The 16,827-nt window shown below is 48.0% G+C and carries 14 protein-coding genes; 9 read left to right on the forward strand and 5 right to left on the reverse strand.

Features of this window, described 5'->3' with window-relative positions; all coding sequences use genetic code 11:
* Positions 1 to 40 precede the first annotated feature (40 nt).
* The 3 genes from ACT89M_RS05490 to ACT89M_RS05500 all read left to right on the forward strand — a co-directional run bounded on the left by ACT89M_RS05490 (position 41) and on the right by ACT89M_RS05500 (position 4,468).
* On the forward strand, positions 41 to 1,564 hold the full coding sequence (locus tag ACT89M_RS05490) for a sugar ABC transporter ATP-binding protein (RefSeq protein ID WP_154959806.1): 1,524 nt from the start codon (positions 41 to 43) through the stop codon (positions 1,562 to 1,564).
* Positions 1,561 to 2,580 carry a galactose/methyl galactoside ABC transporter permease MglC gene (gene mglC, locus ACT89M_RS05495; RefSeq protein ID WP_154890711.1) on the forward strand — a complete coding sequence of 340 codons (1,020 nt, stop codon included), beginning with the start codon at positions 1,561 to 1,563 and terminating at the stop codon, positions 2,578 to 2,580. Before ACT89M_RS05490 ends, mglC begins: the two co-directional genes overlap by 4 nt.
* Before the next feature lie 325 nt (positions 2,581 to 2,905).
* Positions 2,906 to 4,468, forward strand: coding sequence for an ATP-binding protein (locus tag ACT89M_RS05500; protein WP_253496730.1), 1,563 nt, complete (start codon positions 2,906 to 2,908; stop codon positions 4,466 to 4,468).
* Between the two features lie 161 nt (positions 4,469 to 4,629).
* On the opposite strand, the gene ACT89M_RS05505 is transcribed toward ACT89M_RS05500, so the two are convergent.
* On the reverse strand, positions 4,630 to 5,784 hold the full coding sequence (locus ACT89M_RS05505; RefSeq protein WP_221790733.1) for a DUF418 domain-containing protein: 1,155 nt from the start codon (positions 5,782 to 5,784) through the stop codon (positions 4,630 to 4,632).
* A 268-nt stretch (positions 5,785 to 6,052) separates the two neighbouring features.
* Between ACT89M_RS05505 and ACT89M_RS05510 the strand changes: the two genes are divergently transcribed.
* From ACT89M_RS05510 to ACT89M_RS05530, 5 genes are all read left to right on the forward strand, one after another.
* The gene (locus ACT89M_RS05510) at positions 6,053 to 7,027 is read left to right on the forward strand and encodes a helveticin J family class III bacteriocin (RefSeq protein ID WP_154890927.1); all 975 of its coding nucleotides are present in this window, start codon (positions 6,053 to 6,055) and stop codon (positions 7,025 to 7,027) included.
* 217 nt (positions 7,028 to 7,244) lie between these two features.
* A complete protein-coding gene (locus ACT89M_RS05515; protein WP_154890713.1) occupies positions 7,245 to 8,153 on the forward strand; it encodes an NUDIX hydrolase in 909 nt (302 codons plus the stop codon).
* Positions 8,154 to 8,237: 84 nt separating this feature from the next.
* Positions 8,238 to 8,723: a riboflavin biosynthesis intermediates N-glycosidase gene (gene ybiA / locus ACT89M_RS05520; RefSeq protein ID WP_154959808.1), complete on the forward strand. Its 486-nt coding sequence runs from the start codon at positions 8,238 to 8,240 to the stop codon at positions 8,721 to 8,723.
* A complete protein-coding gene (locus ACT89M_RS05525; protein ID WP_154890715.1) occupies positions 8,716 to 9,654 on the forward strand; it encodes a TIGR02452 family protein in 939 nt (312 codons plus the stop codon). The genes ybiA and ACT89M_RS05525 overlap by 8 nt, the downstream gene beginning before the upstream one ends.
* A gap of 59 nt (positions 9,655 to 9,713) precedes the next feature.
* On the forward strand, positions 9,714 to 10,136 hold the full coding sequence (locus ACT89M_RS05530; protein WP_154890716.1) for a macro domain-containing protein: 423 nt from the start codon (positions 9,714 to 9,716) through the stop codon (positions 10,134 to 10,136).
* 208 nt (positions 10,137 to 10,344) lie between these two features.
* On the opposite strand, the gene ACT89M_RS05535 is transcribed toward ACT89M_RS05530, so the two are convergent.
* The 4 genes from ACT89M_RS05535 to ACT89M_RS05550 all read right to left on the reverse strand — a co-directional run bounded on the left by ACT89M_RS05535 (position 10,345) and on the right by ACT89M_RS05550 (position 15,355).
* Complete coding sequence (locus ACT89M_RS05535; protein WP_154890928.1) at positions 10,345 to 11,307, reverse strand: iron-hydroxamate ABC transporter substrate-binding protein; 963 nt, start codon at positions 11,305 to 11,307, stop codon at positions 10,345 to 10,347.
* Positions 11,308 to 11,369: 62 nt separating this feature from the next.
* Positions 11,370 to 12,413, reverse strand: coding sequence for a FecCD family ABC transporter permease (locus ACT89M_RS05540; RefSeq protein ID WP_154890929.1), 1,044 nt, complete (start codon positions 12,411 to 12,413; stop codon positions 11,370 to 11,372).
* A 14-nt stretch (positions 12,414 to 12,427) separates the two neighbouring features.
* Positions 12,428 to 13,399: a FecCD family ABC transporter permease gene (locus tag ACT89M_RS05545; RefSeq protein WP_253500309.1), complete on the reverse strand. Its 972-nt coding sequence runs from the start codon at positions 13,397 to 13,399 to the stop codon at positions 12,428 to 12,430.
* A gap of 201 nt (positions 13,400 to 13,600) precedes the next feature.
* Complete coding sequence (locus ACT89M_RS05550) at positions 13,601 to 15,355, reverse strand: helix-turn-helix domain-containing protein (protein WP_308722364.1); 1,755 nt, start codon at positions 15,353 to 15,355, stop codon at positions 13,601 to 13,603.
* A 230-nt stretch (positions 15,356 to 15,585) separates the two neighbouring features.
* Between ACT89M_RS05550 and ACT89M_RS05555 the strand changes: the two genes are divergently transcribed.
* The gene (locus tag ACT89M_RS05555; RefSeq protein ID WP_154890718.1) at positions 15,586 to 16,587 is read left to right on the forward strand and encodes a Gfo/Idh/MocA family protein; all 1,002 of its coding nucleotides are present in this window, start codon (positions 15,586 to 15,588) and stop codon (positions 16,585 to 16,587) included.
* The last annotated feature ends 240 nt before the right edge of the window (positions 16,588 to 16,827 follow it).

The raw sequence follows: 16,827 nt of genomic DNA on the forward strand, positions 1-16,827 counted from the left end.
GTCCTTTTTTTGCCGGTCAGATGAAAGGGGAAGATAGAAGATGCAGTCACCTTATCTGCTGGAGATGAACGGGATTTCCAAAGCATTCCCCGGCGTGCAGGCGCTCAGTGAAGTCACACTGAAGGTGAAGCCGGGAACCGTTCATGCGTTGATGGGCGAGAACGGGGCGGGAAAGTCAACCTTGATGAAATGTTTGTTTGGGATGTATCGTCCCGATGCAGGCACAGTGCGCATCGAAGGCAAGGATGTAGAAATACCGAATTCGAAGGCCGCATTACAGCAGGGTATATCCATGATTCATCAGGAGTTGAATCCGGTTCCGCACCGTCCGGTGATGGAAAATATATGGTTGGGACGTTTCCCGATGAAGGGGCTTCTGGTGGATGAGAAACGGATGTATGCCGATACGCTGGCACTGTTTCAGGATTTGAATCTGGATATTGATCCGAAGGCACTTGCTGGAACGTTGTCTGTGTCCAAAATTCAATCCATGGAAATTGCCAAAGCGGTATCGTTTCACTCCAAAGTGATTGTGATGGATGAACCGACCTCATCCCTTACGGGTAAAGAAGTGGAGCAATTGTTTACGATCATCAATAAGTTGCGAAGCCGCGGCGTGTCCATCATCTACATCTCACACAAGATGGAGGAAATTTTAACGATCTCGGATGAAGTGACTATTATGCGAGATGGAGTTGTTGTAGGCACTTGGGATGCTGCGGATCTGACGACAGACCTGATCATTACACGTATGGTTGGACGTGATTTAAGTGAACGATTCCCGGAAAGGCTTAATGTCCCTGGTGAAGTCATTCTTCAAGCAGAGGGTCTGACGTCGAATCAGCCGAATTCGTTCCGGGATGTTTCGTTTCATCTGCGCAAAGGCGAGGTACTTGGCATTGGCGGTTTGGTAGGTGCGCAGCGGACGGAACTGATGGAATCCTTATTTGGACTGCGAGGACTGGCTTCCGGTACGATTACCATTCATGGTCGCAAGGTGAAGATTAACTCGCCCGCTGCCGCCAAGCGTCATAACATAGCACTATTAACCGAAGAGCGACGAGTGACCGGGATATTCCCCGTGTTATCCGTTTATGAGAATACGATTATCGCAAGCCTTGGTCGTTACCGAAATCGTCTGGGTTTGCTGGACGAGAAGAAGGGACGGGAAGAGGCACGGGAACAGACGCAAAAGTTCAGAACTAAAACGCCTTCAGTTAACACGCTCATTCGGAACTTGTCTGGAGGCAATCAGCAGAAGGTACTGCTGGCTCGCTGGCTCTTGACTGACCCTGAGATTCTGTTGCTGGATGAGCCCACACGCGGAATTGATGTTGGAGCCAAGTTCGAAATCTATACGATCATTACGGAACTGGCTCGGCAAGGCAAAAGCATTATCATGATCAGCTCCGAGATGCCTGAATTGTTAGGGATGTCAGATCGCATTATGGTCATGAGCGAAGGACGCCTCACCGGTATTGTGGACGGAGCCGAGGCGACAGAACAGCACATTATGAGGCTGGCCGCGCAGCAGCGGATGGCTGGTCAGGAGGAACACAAATGAATACAACCCTTGTTCATCAAGTGAAGCAATATGTGGCTCAGCGTGCGATTTTTATTGTACTGATCCTGCTTGTTATCGGTATCGCCATTGCCGATCCGAACTTTCTCGCATTTTCCACCCTGCGAGATATTTTACAACAATCTTCCACTCGCGCGATTATCGCACTGGGTGCGGCGTTCATCCTGGTGACGGGAGGCGTCGATCTGTCGGCTGGACGCGTAGTTGGTCTGACAGCAGTGGTATCGGCATCGATGTTACAGATTGATACGTATGCCAATCGCTTTTTCCCGGATCTGCCGCAATTATGGGTGGGCTTGCCGATCGTAATCGGCATCATAGCAGGGTTGCTCGTTGGTTTAGTAAATGGCCTTATCGTTGCCAAGCTACATGTCCCCCCTTTTATTGCCACATTGGGTACGATGGTCGCTGTCTATGGTCTGAACTCGATCTATTTCGATACAGAACCAAACCAGTCGCAACCCATCGGAGGGCTTAGACCGGATTTCACGACAATAGGATCAGGTTATATTGATCTGGGTGGAGGCTATTCGATCCCCTACATCGTGCTCATCGCCATTGGAGTAGCACTGATCTGCTGGGTTGTTTTCAACAAAACCCGTCTGGGTAAAAATATGTATGCCATCGGCGGAAACATTCAGGCCGCTCACGTATCCGGTATTCACGTCGCACGAAACCTGATTGCGTTGTACGCGATTGCTGGGGCGCTTTATGGACTGGGCGGAGTACTGGAAGCGGCTCGTACCGGCGGAGCAACGAACAACTACGGTAATATGTACGAACTGGATGCCATTGCTGCATGTGTTGTTGGCGGGGTGTCTACGGCTGGAGGAATCGGAACTGTACCCGGTGTGATGGCAGGCGTGCTGATCTTTGGCGTCATTAACTACGGTCTCACCTTCATCGGGGTAAGTCCTTACTGGCAACTGATTATTAAAGGGTTGATTATTGTTGCAGCTGTAGCGTTTGATATTCGAAAATATATGGCTAAAAAATAATAGGAGATCCGCTTATTCTTCCAGAACAAGTTACCTAATATGGAAAAACAACAAAGAAGCCAGCCCTCATCCCTCGAGAGCTGGCTTTGAATAGTTTATGATGAATTTTGCGTTGCGAGATACGTACGGAAATATTAATGTGCACATTTTTACATTTCAATGCATTCATATGTCCTGTTCTTTGTGAAAATTATATATTCTTGCGAATTTTAACATCTTCCAATAATCGACAACATCGGCTAATCATAATCGATATAATATTTGTGTATATGTTTGAAAGTGTGACTTTTGTCTAAGGGGGCGAGGCTATTTGCTAAGTTACACAATGAAGATGGTAATTTTCCCAATAGGTTGTCTGCTTGTCATGGTATCCTCTACTGTACTGGGACAAGCATCGCATCCAACCTTGATGATCGTCACAGGCATTCTGCTAATTATCAGCATATGGGCGGAACGGCGTTATCCATTTTTAACATGGATTCAATGGTTAATCCTTGGTGCATTTCATTATTTCAGTCAATTAAACTGGTGTAATCTGCTCTATTATATGCTCATCATTTCAATGATTCAGGACAAGCAGAGAATGGTACAGACCTTGCCGATTTCGCTGCTGCTTATGCTCCAGTATACGATCATCAGGTTGTCATATGTTCCGATAGAACCATACAGTTTGCTGGTGTCATTATTTGATTTGCTGACCGCGGTAGTGGTTATTTGGCTATATCATACTTTAATGAACAGTGAGTCTGAACAACGGAAACTTCGGGAAAAAAATCGGTTTCTTACCCTTCATGATCCGCTTACGGGATTGTTAAATTATGAAGGATACATGCAGGTGCTTCATAAGACGTTGGAGGAAGAACGATCCTTCCTCTTGATTCTTTTGAATGTCAATAATTTCAGCGGTTACAAAAAAGGATCAGATGATCCCTGGTGTGCAGTCATTACGGGTATCGGAAAAAAGATCACGAACCAGTTCCCCGAAGCTTATGGCATATCGAGGTATGCTGGTGACAGGTTTGCCATTGTGTTGCCGCAAATACCTTATATCGAAGAACGGATATCTTCCTTGTTGTCTAATCAGCTACAGGGATTGCAAGTAAGTTATAGCATATCGCGTTATCCGAGGTTATCACAGACCTTGCAACAATTCATGACCATTGCGGAAGATCAACTGATCGAGCAACAGCGTAGTCAATGGATTAAAAATGAAGAGGAAGTGTTCCGTTCCGAAAGACTGCGTGCTGTAGGTGAGCTTGCTGCAGGGATGGCCCATGAGATCCGTAATCCACTCACCGCCATCCGAGGATTTTTGCAACTGTCACGTGGGCAATCCTTTAATATCGCACCGTGGTATGAAGTTATTATGAGTGAGGTCACCAGAGTCACCGATTTAACGGGAGAATTTTTACAATTTTCCAAACCTCAAGCCCATCATATGAAACCGGAGAAGCTGGCACATTGTCTGGAGCGTGTTATGTCTTTGACCGAATCGGATGCGGCTTCCAGAGGACATCGGATTACCCTTCATGTGCGGGATGAGTCGGTTTGTGTGAACATGGATCGGGATAAAATTGTACAAGTTCTAATCAATCTGATTCGTAATGCTTTTGAAGCGATGTCAGACCCCGGAGAGGTACATATCGATATGATACAGGAAGGGGATAACGTGTTGATCTCCATAGCGGATACGGGGAGCGGGATTCCCGAGCGTTCGTTAACCGCGATTTTCAACCCGTTTTTCACAACAAAAGAGGAGGGAACGGGATTGGGGCTAGCACTTTGCCAAAAAATTGTTCAGGACCATAACGGTAGTATTACCGTTTCCAGTGAAATGGGGGAAGGTTCCACGTTCACCTTGTGTTTGCCTGTGGAATCGGGCGAATAGTTAGTGTTGTGTGTCAGACCAGCGCAAAAAGGGGGGATAAGGCGTGCTGGGTTGTTTAGCAGTATGGAATAAACAAGGGCTATCCTACGAACTCCATCGGTCATTGATTACGATCAATCATCGATGGAGTTCCGGGATGCCCTTATTTGCGCGAAACGCATTTATACAGATGTGTCTTGAGACGTACTTCCGGGTTTGGGAGAAGGGGAGATCGACAACCTGCGCCACAACCATTCGATTGGACCTAGTGGATATTTGCGTAGCCAGAGGTGTGAGAATAGCATTAATAACACACAAATGCCAAGCCATATCAGCAAAATAAATAGAGAAGATGGGCGTCCGCCCAGACCGAGTCCCCATCCATAGAAGAGCACAGAGGCGATGATATTCTGTACGATATAACAACTCAGCGCCATCTTGCCAATTTCACCGAAACGCTCGAACAGCTTGGGGAAAAGACCTTTTTCCAATCCATAAGCAATAATTCCGAGATAACCGAGGGTCAGTACTGGCGCGCTGATATAGCGTACCCAAACATCCATAATTCCACCGGGAACAAGCAACAGCAGATTTAGAGGAATACCTGCCGCAAGCCCGATCATCATCAGTTTACGGCGCTTACGGCGTCCGGACTCGTCGTTAGAAAATACTCCCGTTCTCATAAGCAGTGCTCCTAGTAGAAAGAGAAAAACATTCAGTGGGATAATAGCTATCGATTCTGCACGGAAAAAACCAAAGTTATGCAACCGGAACAGCACTTGTTCCCACCACGTTCCAGAAGCGTACAGTTGTGTAAGAGTATCCATACCGTTGAAGGATGAACCGGATTCAAATGCCAGCAAGGCTGTAATTCCCGTAACGCCGATCACATGTATGCCTCCTGCAATCACCATCATCGTTAGCATAAAGCGCCTGGAGCGGTGAATAATCAGCGAAACAATCATGCCAGTAATGGCATAACTCATCAATACGTCATATTCCATTACCAAAATATAGTGCAATAGTCCGTCCAGCAGCAGAAGTGCACATGACCAGATATAGACACCGGGCCATGCGTAGCCTTCACGAGCTGCTTTTTGGCGTTTCAATTCCATGCCGGCTCCGAATAGCAAAGTGAGCATACCAAGAAATTTTCCATTCACCAAGATGAGCATGATCGTCTGCATCAGGCGATCTCCTGAACTCCACCACGGCTCAAGCACGTTACCGAATACCAGGTTCAGATCACCAAGGTAAGCAAAAATCCAGATGTTGGTTCCCAAGGTGCCAATAATTGCAAAACCCCTAAGAATATCGAGTAGGGCAATTCGTTTCATGAAGTCCTCCTTTTTTTGGTACATATGAATTAAAAACAATATAACACAAATGTACTAAAAAGAATTATTCAATTTTAAAGGAAATTAGGTTCTTGGAGAAGTAGTAGTTTCGTGATGTGCAATTTATGATTCGTAATTTGGAAAATATGGTACTATCTATTGAATGCGGTATCGTCTCAGAGACCACCTAACATATCCGATGTATTCCATACTTAATGAAAAAGGAGGCACCTGTGTGATTAAAAAACAATCTCTCAACCTTGCAACAATGAAGTGGAAAACGATCGTAGCCGCTTTTCTGGCAGTAATGCTATTTATGATGTCTGTGGTCCCGGCTATTGCAGCTTCTCCAGGAAAAACCGTAAATGCTTCAGCAAAACTGGCTTATAACCTCAAAGGACTCAAATTTAACCGGGTGGTGCAGAAGGCTTATATAGCAGACAAATACGTATACGTAACGCAGCGGGTGAATACGACATGTCAACTATCCAGACTACTAATCAAAGGCAATAATGCCGAATACGTGGATCATATGACGATTACGAACAGCGGGCATTGCCAGACGCTGGATATGTATACGTACAACGGAGCGAACTATTTTTATTTTAGCTCCAAAGCGGATTCATCATCTGATAACGTCTGGTCACTTCAAGTAGCTAGACTTCAATATGCTGCTGGCAAAACTGTAGATTATACCGACCTTCATCGGTTTACTTATATGAACTATGCGAATAAAAAGGGTACGAAACAGGGAACGACATACCGAGTGGATGGCGGTGGCAACAGCAACTACACCGTGTTCAGAATTCAAACGAGGGAAGGCGGAAAGTCCAACACGGATAAGGTAGTCTGGTCTGTGTATGATACGGCTGCATTAAACAGGTTGCTTGATCAAAACAAGCAGGTTCGCATGGACAGCCCTGCGGCAATTAAGGCGGCTGTTTCCAGTTTCACGCAGTCGGGCAGCGGAATAATTCGGCCAAATGGGTCATTCCAAGGAGTAGACTTGCTCGGTAAGACTCAAATATTTACATCCGGCGGGGCCGAAGGAGATACACCTCAGATTGCTAAAATTTCCAGTTCAGGCGTGTATCAGTCTCTTGTAAAAATAACGAATGTCGGAAAACACGAAATCGAGGGTGTACAAAACAAGAACGGGAACGTCTACTTTCTGATTGTTGCCGATCCAGGAAATAAATCCAGTGGGCAGAAAATATACTACGTTCCGGATAGCGTGTTTTAAGAAAGATTAGGTGGGTCTCTGAGACTGCACCGCGTTATAAATTCTATGGAATATTAAACGGGTGTGTTAACCGCCACCTTTGCTATGAAAGTGTAGAGCAAAGGTGGCGGCTTTTTGGCTTTATGGAAGATTTGACCTGCTCCCTACGAGTATGCTACATTGTTATTAACGAATTGTTAATAACATATTGTTAATAACAGGATGAGGTGTATGAACCATGTCTCATGGAGACAAAGCGTTTGATCCAGTCAACATTAGCGAGGAAGAGTTTTTAAAAACCTATGATGCCGGAGAATACGAACGTCCCTCGGTTACTGTGGATATGCTCGTATTTACGATTCGAAGCGGAGAACAGGAAAATTACCGTAAGCTGGCGGAACCGGAGCTTGGTTTACTGCTGATTCGCAGGGGAGGTCACCCCTACCTGGGGCAATGGGCACTGCCAGGGGGATTTGTCTCCATGGATGAATCACTGGAGGATGCTGCCCGTCGGGAATTGCATACGGAGACAGGACTGGACGGTATCTATCTGGAACAGCTGTATACATGGGGAGATGTAGGCCGCGATCCGCGCACACGGGTCATTAGTTGCTCTTATATGGCTCTGGTGGACAGCAGTGAACTGGAGCTTCAGGCGGGTGATGATGCCAGCGACGCAAGCTGGTTCCGGGTAGAGCAGAAACTCATTGAAGAGAAACGTCATATTCATGAACGCGGCCGGGTAACAGGGCGCAGATTGCAGCTTATTTTGAGCAATGAAACAGAACAGTTGTCAGCCACTGTGGAGACCACAGAGCAGGTAGAAGGGCGAGTGCGGAACAGCAAGTTGAGTTTGGTGGATGTTCAAGGGATCGCATTCGACCATGCCCAAATTATTCATTACGCGCTGGAGCGGCTACGTTCCAAGATTGAATATACGGATATCGCGTTTAATCTGATGCCGGAGAAATTCACGTTAACGGCGTTGCAGAAAGTGTATGAGATTATTAGCGGCAGAAAACTGTTGGCAGCTGCATTTCGGCGCAAAATGGCAGACTGGGTGATTGAAACGGGGGAATATACAAGCAGTGCGGGTCATCGGCCATCCCGGCTGTACCGATTAAATCCGGAGAGAGAAGTACTGTAGTTGGAGTTAGTCATGAGTAGAAATAGTTCAATCCGAAGGATGTAAGCAATCGTTTGGAATGGAACGAAGTAAGAGGTGATATGTATGGAAAAGTTTACGTTTTTCTGGCAGACAGCATCGCCGTTCTCCCAGTGGTTTAAGGCTGATTTTACGGTGGACGGGGTTCAGTATACAAGTGCAGAGCAATATATGATGCATCAGAAAGCACTGCTCTTTGGCGATCAACAGATTGCGGATAAAATCATGAAGACCCGTTCGGCTTCGGTACAAAAAAAGCTGGGGCGCCAGGTCACAGGTTTCGACCAGACCATATGGGAAAGCGAGTGCCAGCGCATTGTCTATGAAGGCAATCAGGCAAAATTTACACAGAACGAGGATTTACTGGCGGCTTTGCTCGCCACCCAAGGCACAACACTTGTAGAGGCAAGCCCGGATGATCGGATCTGGGGTGTGGGGCTGGCGGAGGAAGATCCGCGTATTCGTAACCGAAAAACATGGCGAGGAACGAACTGGCTAGGTGAGATTCTTACTCGTCTGAGAGAAGAGATAGGAAGGGATCGACATGAGTAACTTCGATAAACAAAACAAACACAGCAACATCAGTAATTCAAATAATACGACCACCGGGTCTCGTAATTCTAACGCATCAACAGATAAGACTGGCGTTAGCTCTCGTTCCGGACGCTCACGTATAGCACATCAGACGCTGGAGATTCTGGAGGAAGGCGTGTATGTAAACGGTTATGATCGTGCTGTTCATATCAAGAAAGACATGGAGCAAGCCATTCAAAATTCAGTTCTCTATAGGCCCTCGGAGCTTTCTCAACTAGGGGAGAAATTGCGCAAAGGAGGAAACCCGGCCCGGATGGAAGTAACCGGTGAAACGACGCTGGCAGCAGCAGCGCGTCTAACCTTAGAGGAAGGCAGAACGGATGTAGTTTGTCTGAATTTTGCATCGGCCAAAAATCCGGGTGGTGGTTTCCTTGGTGGAAGTCAGGCTCAGGAGGAAAGCTTGGCACGGGCAACAGGGCTATATCCATGTATTGCCCAGATGACAGAGATGTATGAGTACAATCGCAAGCAACGTACGTGCCTCTATTCAGACCATATGATCTATTCTCCAGATGTTCCCGTGATCCGTGACGACTACGACCGATTGCTGGATCAATATTACACAACGGCCTTTATCACCGCTCCAGCGGTAAATACAGGTGTAGTCAAAGAGCGGAAGGAAGCAACAGATGCAGAGATCAAGTCGGTCATGAAGCAACGCATTCGATATATATTGGAGGTTGCCGCTGTACAAGGTCATAGAACTATCGTACTTGGGGCCTTTGGCTGTGGTGTGTTCCGGAATGAACCGGCACAGGTGGCATCGTATATTGCCGAGGTTTTGGATGAAGAAGGATACAGGGACTACTTTGATCACATCGTATTTGCCATATATGACCGGAGTGCAGGACAGCGAACGTTGGAGACCTTCAAGCGTCTGCTAGCATGAGTGTGAGCAGGTGAAGTAGGAGAAAGCACGGACGTCATGTCATAGAAAGGGGAACTAACATGCAATTTCATGAACGACAGCAGGATTTGTTTGAACTAGAGCATCACTATGCGCTGGCACACTGCATATCCGCCGATGCGAGAATGGGTAAAGGAATCGCGGTGCAATTCAGAGAGCGGTTTGATCTACGGACTCTTCAGGAGCAAGCGAAGCTGGAGCCGCTGGAGATTGGGCGATGTTATCCGGTTGGAAGGACGCTGAATCTTGTGACCAAAGCCAAATTTTCGAATAAACCTACGTATGCATCATTAACCCAGGCGGTTGAGTCTATGCGGGATGTCTGCTTAGAACAGGGAATTACTGGGCTGGCTATGCCTCGAATCGGTTGCGGGTTGGACAGATTGAAGTGGGAGAAGGTCAGCGTAATTATTCAGAATACGTTTGCGGAGATGGATATTGAGATCGTTGTATGCACAGTATGATCGAGTACAATCGGTATGTTGTATCTAAAAGAAAAAACCTCAGCTGGGTAAGGAAGCGTGCGAGGTACAGGGAGTAAGACTATTACGAAGTCTGATCCCTGTATTCATTAAGCTCGGAGCATGAATCATATGCCCTGTGCTCTCGCAATCGCACTTCCGTTACTGAAGCGAGGTTTTTTGTTGTTTTTATGAATAGGCGAAGCTTGGTTTATTTTTTGGAAAACATCTCTTTTGCTTCATCCATAGCCATTTTGTTCCCGATGGAAGAGTAATCAAGCCAAGGCTGTGCCCCGATCGGGTACACGTGGCCTGCTTTGACCGCTTTCAGCCCTTGCCAGATTGGATTGCTTTGCAGCTCTTTGAACATCGTTTGGGCTTCATCATCTGAGTTAACCACGACAAAGATCGCATCGGCATCATAGTCTGGCAACACTTCACGGGATACGACCTGATATGGCTTGGAGGTATCCATGTCTTTGATGCCTTTGGCTGGAGTCAGTCCGAGATCATCGTACAAAATAGGGCCCATAGGACGGCGTGTGCTGAATACGCGTAATTCCTTGGCTGTGACACGAATAGCCATGACAGTGCCGTCACCGATCTGATCATGAATCAGTGATTGGACTTCTTTTGTTTCTGTCTCATAGTCCTGAATATACTGCTCCGCTTCTTTCTCGCGATTTACCAGTTTGCCAATCTCTTTCAGGTGATCCCGCCATGTGCCGTTGTCCAGATTGAACACATGTACAGGTGCAATTTTTTCGAATTTGGCCACATCGTCACCGGAGAATTCCTCATCCAGATAGATGACATCCGGTTTAAGTGCAAGCAGTGCTTCCATATCAGGGTCCTTGACCGGGCCAAGTGGCGTTGTATCTTTCAGGCGATCAGCCACATGGGACAGGAAACCTTTCGCTTCCCCGCCGATGACAGAACCGACAGGCGTGATCCCGAGGGACAGCAAATCATTGGTCAGGTGGATGGACATGGAAGCGATACGTGGTGCACCTGAAGCAGCAGTGCTATTTGAATCGTCTGCGGAGGTGTTTGTGTTAGCATTGGTGTTTGAATCGTTCGCGCCCGATGTGGACGTTTTGGCCGTTCCGCAGGCTGCAAGTACCAGCACCAAACTGATCGTTAGCATAAGCATAAGCATAAGATTTTTCTTCAACATAAACATAATTCGCGTTCTCCTTAAACATCTCATGGATGAAATTCATATTTTGGATAGCTTTATTTCGTTCGTACCAGCAGGTATAAAAAATAGGGCGCGCCAATCGCGGCTACAACAACACCCGCTGGTATGGCATTTGGTGCAAATATTGTCCGGCCGACCGTATCGGCCGTTACCAGAATCACCATGCCGATCAGTCCTGCGGCGGGAATCAAGTGCCGGTGCAGTGGCCCGACCAGTCTGCGGGCCAGATGCGGGGCGGCGAGTCCAATGAAGCCAATACCTCCAGCGACAGATACGCTGACCGCAGATAAGGCAACGGCACAGAGCAGAAGCAGGATGCGCCGCGAGCGCACAGGTGTGCCGATGCTGGTCGCAGCGGCATCGCCTAGATGGAAGGCGTCCAACGTTTTGGAACGGCTCCAGATATAGGCGATGCAGATTACGGTCCAAGGTAACAAAGCCTGGACATGAATCCAGTCTCGACCCCATACACTGCCTGCAAGCCAGCGTGCAGCGAAGGAATACGTGTCCTCGTCGAGACGTAGCGACAGATAGAGCGTAAGCGCATGAAATCCAGCAGCAACAGCAATGCCGACCAGAATCAGTTTAATTGGTGATACGCCGCTGTTTCGATCATAGGACAGTAGCATAATAATCAGCGCTGCAGCTACACTGCCGGCAAAAGCAAAGAGTGGGATCAACAGTGCTACTGAGGTATCCATGCTGAACGACAGGCTGACAAAAATCATTAGCCCAAAAGCCGCCCCGGCATGCAAGCCCAGAATCCCCGGATCGGCAAGTGCATTACGTGTAATGCCTTGCAGCGCAGCACCTGCAATACCCAATCCAGCTCCGGCAAGAACGGTAACCAGAATGCGGGGCAATCGGTAGTCAAACAGGATGATCTGATCCTGTTCGCTCCCTTGTCCCAGCAAGGTCTGCACCACGGCCAGTGGGGATACGCGAACTGTGCCTGTATTCAGACTGATGAGAATCACCAATGTTGCGAGACACAGCAGAACAGAGCTGATAAGTACGGCTCTTTTGCCCCGAGAGGTCTGATTAAACTTCTCTAAAGGGGATCTGAAGAGGAGTTTCATTCCCTGTTTCTTCACTACAAAGCCCTCCTTTCTTTACGGGCTAGATAGAGGAAGAACGGTACACCGACAAAAGCGACCATAATACCTACCGCCAGTTCCTGAGGCGGATTCACGATGCGTGCCCCGAGATCAGCGAGCACAAGTAGAATCGCCCCGAGCAGGGAAGACATCGGAATGATGAGCCTATAGTCTACGCCAACCAGTTTACGGGAGATATGAGGGATAACCAACCCTACAAATCCAATCGAACCTACAGCGGAGACGGACACCCCTGCGAGCACAACGACAGCGGCAAGAGCAAGAAAGCGAGTCCAGCGCAGGTTCATCCCGAGATTAATGGCGACCTCTTCCCCCAGAGACATCAGCGAAACACGACGTGCGATCGGCATGGTTAATAGTAGTGTGAGCAGCAACACCGGAAGAATCAGTTTCAGATGGCGCCATTCAATACCTCCAAAACCTCCCGCATACCAGAAGGCCAGATCCTGGCTCAGATCAAAATAAATGGCTACTCCTGTGCTCAGAGAACCGAGCATTGCGGCAATCACTGCACCAGCCACCGTGAGCCTAATGGAGCTCAAGCCCCCTGGGGCAGCCATGCCCAGCAGAAAGATGAGCAATGTACCGAGCACGGCTCCTATAAACGATAAAAGCATAATCCATCCATAAGATAATCCCGGCCAGAACGCAAAGCTTAATGCGACGACAAACGTTGCTCCAGCGTTAATGCCAAGGATGCCGGTGTCGGCCAGTGGATTACGGGTAATGCCTTGCATCAAGGCTCCGGCTACAGCAAAAGCTGCTCCAATCACAGCGGCAGCAAGCACGCGTGGCAGTCTCAATTCATGAATGATCTGATGCGGTGTCAGAGCCGGGTTGTACTGGAAAATGGCTGTCCACACGGTTTCCAGTGTTAAGCCTTTGGCTCCTAATGAGATGGCAACAAACATGCTGATCAGCAGGATCGCGATGGCAGACAGAAACATCAGCCCAACGGTGACTGCAGATCGTTGAGTCATGGACGGGCGATGAGGCAGTCCCGGATGTTGGATACGGGTCACTCCTTTATAACAAATAACATCTTTCGTTGTTATTGATTATCATTATCAATTAGTGAATATTATAAAATCTTAATCCAGGCCCGTACATGGCATAAATTAAGATTTGGGAAATGGACATTTTTTAGATTACAAAAGTGCGGGCCTGTTCGTCAACATCGAGAGCGCTTCCTCAAGCTGGATGTTAATGGAATATGGAGCGTACACAACCCAAGCGTTCCAATCTACAAGATGCACACGGCCGCTGCGAACGGCGGGATGGCTGTTCCATAGCGGATCATTCTTTAATTTTTGCAATAATGTTGCCGGGTGATGCAGGTTGTCTGTCGCAAGTACAAGCACATCGGCTTCCAGACCGTCCCATTCTCCCGGTGTGAAAGGCATCCAGTTGAAGCCGATTCCGGGAGCCTTGCCGTTCAGTTCCGTCTGAATACGCTGAGGTGCATTGAGTTGTAGCGTTCGGTAAAACACATGACCGAAGTTACGGTGGCTGTACATCCGCGGCCCTTTGGAAGTTAATGTACCTACAGCTACAGTGAGGCTGCCAGCCTTTTCTTTGATCTTCTTGCGCGCACGCTCTGCTTTGCGCTCATGCTTGTCCAGCCATTCTTTGGCCGCCTGAGTCCGGTCTACAATCGAAGCGATCTGTTCCAAATGGCCGAACATGTCGGTCTGGTTCCATGGAATGGTTATGATGGGTGCAACATCACCAATATGTTCCATCGCTTTAGCCGTAGCGTTATCTTTGGTCAGAATCAGGTCGGGATTCGCATCGAGAAATGCCTGCCGTCCTTGTTCCCACGGTTCATAGGCATGAAAAGGCATGGTAAGCGAACGGGGCAGATGTGGCAGAAGGCCTTGAATCTGTGCTGCACAGGGTGTGATGCCAAGTGTCATCAGATGATCGGTATAGGGATAAGAGAGTGACACTATGTTGCGATGAACTTGCTTGGCATAAGCCGTTGGAGCATAACCGGCATAGTTACGAAACCGTCTGCTGAAATAAAACTCGTCACGGTAACCGACCTCACGGGCGACATCACGAATACGCAGATCGGAGGTCAGTAACATTTCCTTCGCCCGGTTCATACGCAAATGAGTAATGTATTCGATCGGATTTTTGTGCATTCGGCTTTTGAACAGTTGAGAATAATACGACGGATGCATGCCGGCCAGTTCGGCTAAGGTATCCAGCTTAATCTCATGCATATAATGCTGCTGTATATATTGCAATGTGGATTTTAACCAGGACTCCGGATCATCCTGCTCCGATTCATCCGTAGGGCTTGCATGTTCTTCAGGCCAGAGTAGATAGAGTAGCTCGGCTAATAGTAATTGTGCTTTGATTTCACGGGATGCTGTTTCGTTATCGGGATGTGTAAGTTCGATCAGTTGGGTAGCGATCCGTTGAATGCCGTAAAAGGGACCTCGAATCCATCCGGCAACAGGTGAATGAAGTTCACGTTCATAGATGCGCTTCGCTTCTGTTTTCTCCGTCACTCGAAACAGGTCAAATTCAAGAATATACAGCTCGGCATCTTGATCGACATCCGACACAAGTTCCAAACGGGTTCCGGGTGGGTACAAACAGGCCGCTTTGCGAACAACACGGGATGGCTCTGCATCCACAATCTGTGTTCCCGTGAAGCGATGTATATAGATGAAGGTATGATTCGGGAGTTCGTCCGTCTGCCACCGGAAACGTTGCTGTGTGTTAACATGCTCTGCCCGGCGAAGTTCAACCAAGGCATGATCCAGGAACTGGTGAAGTTCATTGCGAGCCGTTGCACGTGTATTTATATGATTTAAATTGCCGCTAGGGCGTACAGTCAGTTCGTCATCTGAAGGTATGCGGTTATGGCCTTGATTTGGCTCAGAGATCATAGCGTACCTTCCTTTCATTGGGATCATTGTGTTCTTCAACAGGGTACATGTGCTCATTATGTGTCTCCAAGTTATCTTAGCAAATCTGTTGCGGAATTGAAATGTGATAAAGGGAAGCAAGCTTTTCTGACGAAAACGTTTCTTTTTGGTAAAATAAGAGAGATACCATGTTGGCTGGTCTGAATCATGAACCTTGTAATACGCAAATTGGTAGTAGGGAGGATGTACGTATGACACAGACAGCGGGACAGGATAAGGTACGATGGGGCATTATGGGCACGGGATGGATTGCATCCCAGTTTGCCAAGGATTTGGCACATGCGGGAAATGCGGTGAAAGCAGCGGTTGGTTCACGAACTGCAGGTAGTGCGGAGAAATTTGCAACCGAATACGGTTTTGAACGCGCTTACGCTTCATATGATGAATTGCTGCGAGACCCTGAGGTGGATATCATCTATGTGGCAACGCCGCATCCGGTACATAAGGAAAATGTGATGGCCTGCCTCGAAGCGGGCAAAGCGGTACTTTGTGAGAAACCGTTTACGATGAACTCACGTCAACTGGAGCCGCTCGTGGAAACGGCGCGAGAACGGAAACTTTTCCTGATGGAGGGCATGTGGACACGCTTCCTGCCGCCGATTGTACAGGCACGGGCATGGATTGCGGAAGGTCGTATTGGTGAAGTACGGATGGTGCAGGCAGACTTTGGATTCCGCATCGGCTGGGAGCCGGAGGGGCGGCTGCTTAATCCCGATCTGGGCGGTGGTGCGCTACTGGATGCCGGAGTTTACCCGATCTCTTTCGCGTCGATGATCTTCGGTGAACAACCTCAACATGTATGGAGCACAGCACACATTGGGGAAACGGGTGTGGACGAGCAATTCTCTATATTGTTGTCTTATTCCGAGGGGCGTTCGGCGTCACTAAGCGGTGCCATTCGTTTGAATCTGAACAATGAGGCCGTCATTTATGGTACGGAGGGCCGAATTCGTCTGCCTTTTTTCCTCGCAGGCAAAGAAGCTTATTTACATGTGAACGGACAGGACGAGCCAGAGAAGTTTGTGGATGATCGGACTTGTCTCGGGTACGCATTTGAAGCAGAAGAGGCGGGACGTTGCATTCTGCAAGGTCGAACAGAGAGTCATACCATGAAACTGGACGAATCCCTGGAGATCATGAAGCTGATGGACACGGTTCGGCGGCAGTGGGGATTGCGCTACAGATCGGAGTAAGTGTCGCTGGCTAGTGATGGGAAAGGCCTTATTTATAGTGACTTAGATACACGCAAGCTGGATGGAACGCTGGAAATGCCGGGCGTGTGAGAAGTCCCACGCTTATGGCGAGTGTTTTCTTTAAGTGATGTAGTCCAGTTAGTTTATTGTGATGGCATCTGTTGTTATATCCGCAGAAATAAACAAAGGGTTGGCGGGTTGATTAAAAAGGGGCGCTGGAGTTGTACAAGCCTTGCAGTT

It is taken from the genome of Paenibacillus sp. NN59, assembly GCF_057597225.1.

What these genes read in the sequence shown, in the direction of transcription:
- ybiA (WP_154959808.1), top strand. Translation starts at nt 8,238, where the DNA reads ATGGAAAAGTTTACGTTTTTCTGGCAGACAGCATCGCCGTTCTCCCAG.
- ACT89M_RS05505 (WP_221790733.1), bottom strand. Translation starts at nt 5,784, where the DNA reads ATGAAACGAATTGCCCTACTCGATATTCTTAGGGGTTTTGCAATTATT.
- ACT89M_RS05545 (WP_253500309.1), bottom strand. Translation starts at nt 13,399, where the DNA reads ATGTTTCTGTCTGCCATCGCGATCCTGCTGATCAGCATGTTTGTTGCC.
- ACT89M_RS05530 (WP_154890716.1), top strand. Translation starts at nt 9,714, where the DNA reads ATGCAATTTCATGAACGACAGCAGGATTTGTTTGAACTAGAGCATCAC.
- ACT89M_RS05500 (WP_253496730.1), top strand. Translation starts at nt 2,906, where the DNA reads ATGAAGATGGTAATTTTCCCAATAGGTTGTCTGCTTGTCATGGTATCC.
- ACT89M_RS05540 (WP_154890929.1), bottom strand. Translation starts at nt 12,413, where the DNA reads ATGAAACTCCTCTTCAGATCCCCTTTAGAGAAGTTTAATCAGACCTCT.
- ACT89M_RS05510 (WP_154890927.1), top strand. Translation starts at nt 6,053, where the DNA reads ATGAAGTGGAAAACGATCGTAGCCGCTTTTCTGGCAGTAATGCTATTT.
- ACT89M_RS05550 (WP_308722364.1), bottom strand. Translation starts at nt 15,355, where the DNA reads ATGATCTCTGAGCCAAATCAAGGCCATAACCGCATACCTTCAGATGAC.
- ACT89M_RS05490 (WP_154959806.1), top strand. Translation starts at nt 41, where the DNA reads ATGCAGTCACCTTATCTGCTGGAGATGAACGGGATTTCCAAAGCATTC.
- mglC (WP_154890711.1), top strand. Translation starts at nt 1,561, where the DNA reads ATGAATACAACCCTTGTTCATCAAGTGAAGCAATATGTGGCTCAGCGT.
- ACT89M_RS05555 (WP_154890718.1), top strand. Translation starts at nt 15,586, where the DNA reads ATGACACAGACAGCGGGACAGGATAAGGTACGATGGGGCATTATGGGC.
- ACT89M_RS05525 (WP_154890715.1), top strand. Translation starts at nt 8,716, where the DNA reads ATGAGTAACTTCGATAAACAAAACAAACACAGCAACATCAGTAATTCA.
- ACT89M_RS05515 (WP_154890713.1), top strand. Translation starts at nt 7,245, where the DNA reads ATGTCTCATGGAGACAAAGCGTTTGATCCAGTCAACATTAGCGAGGAA.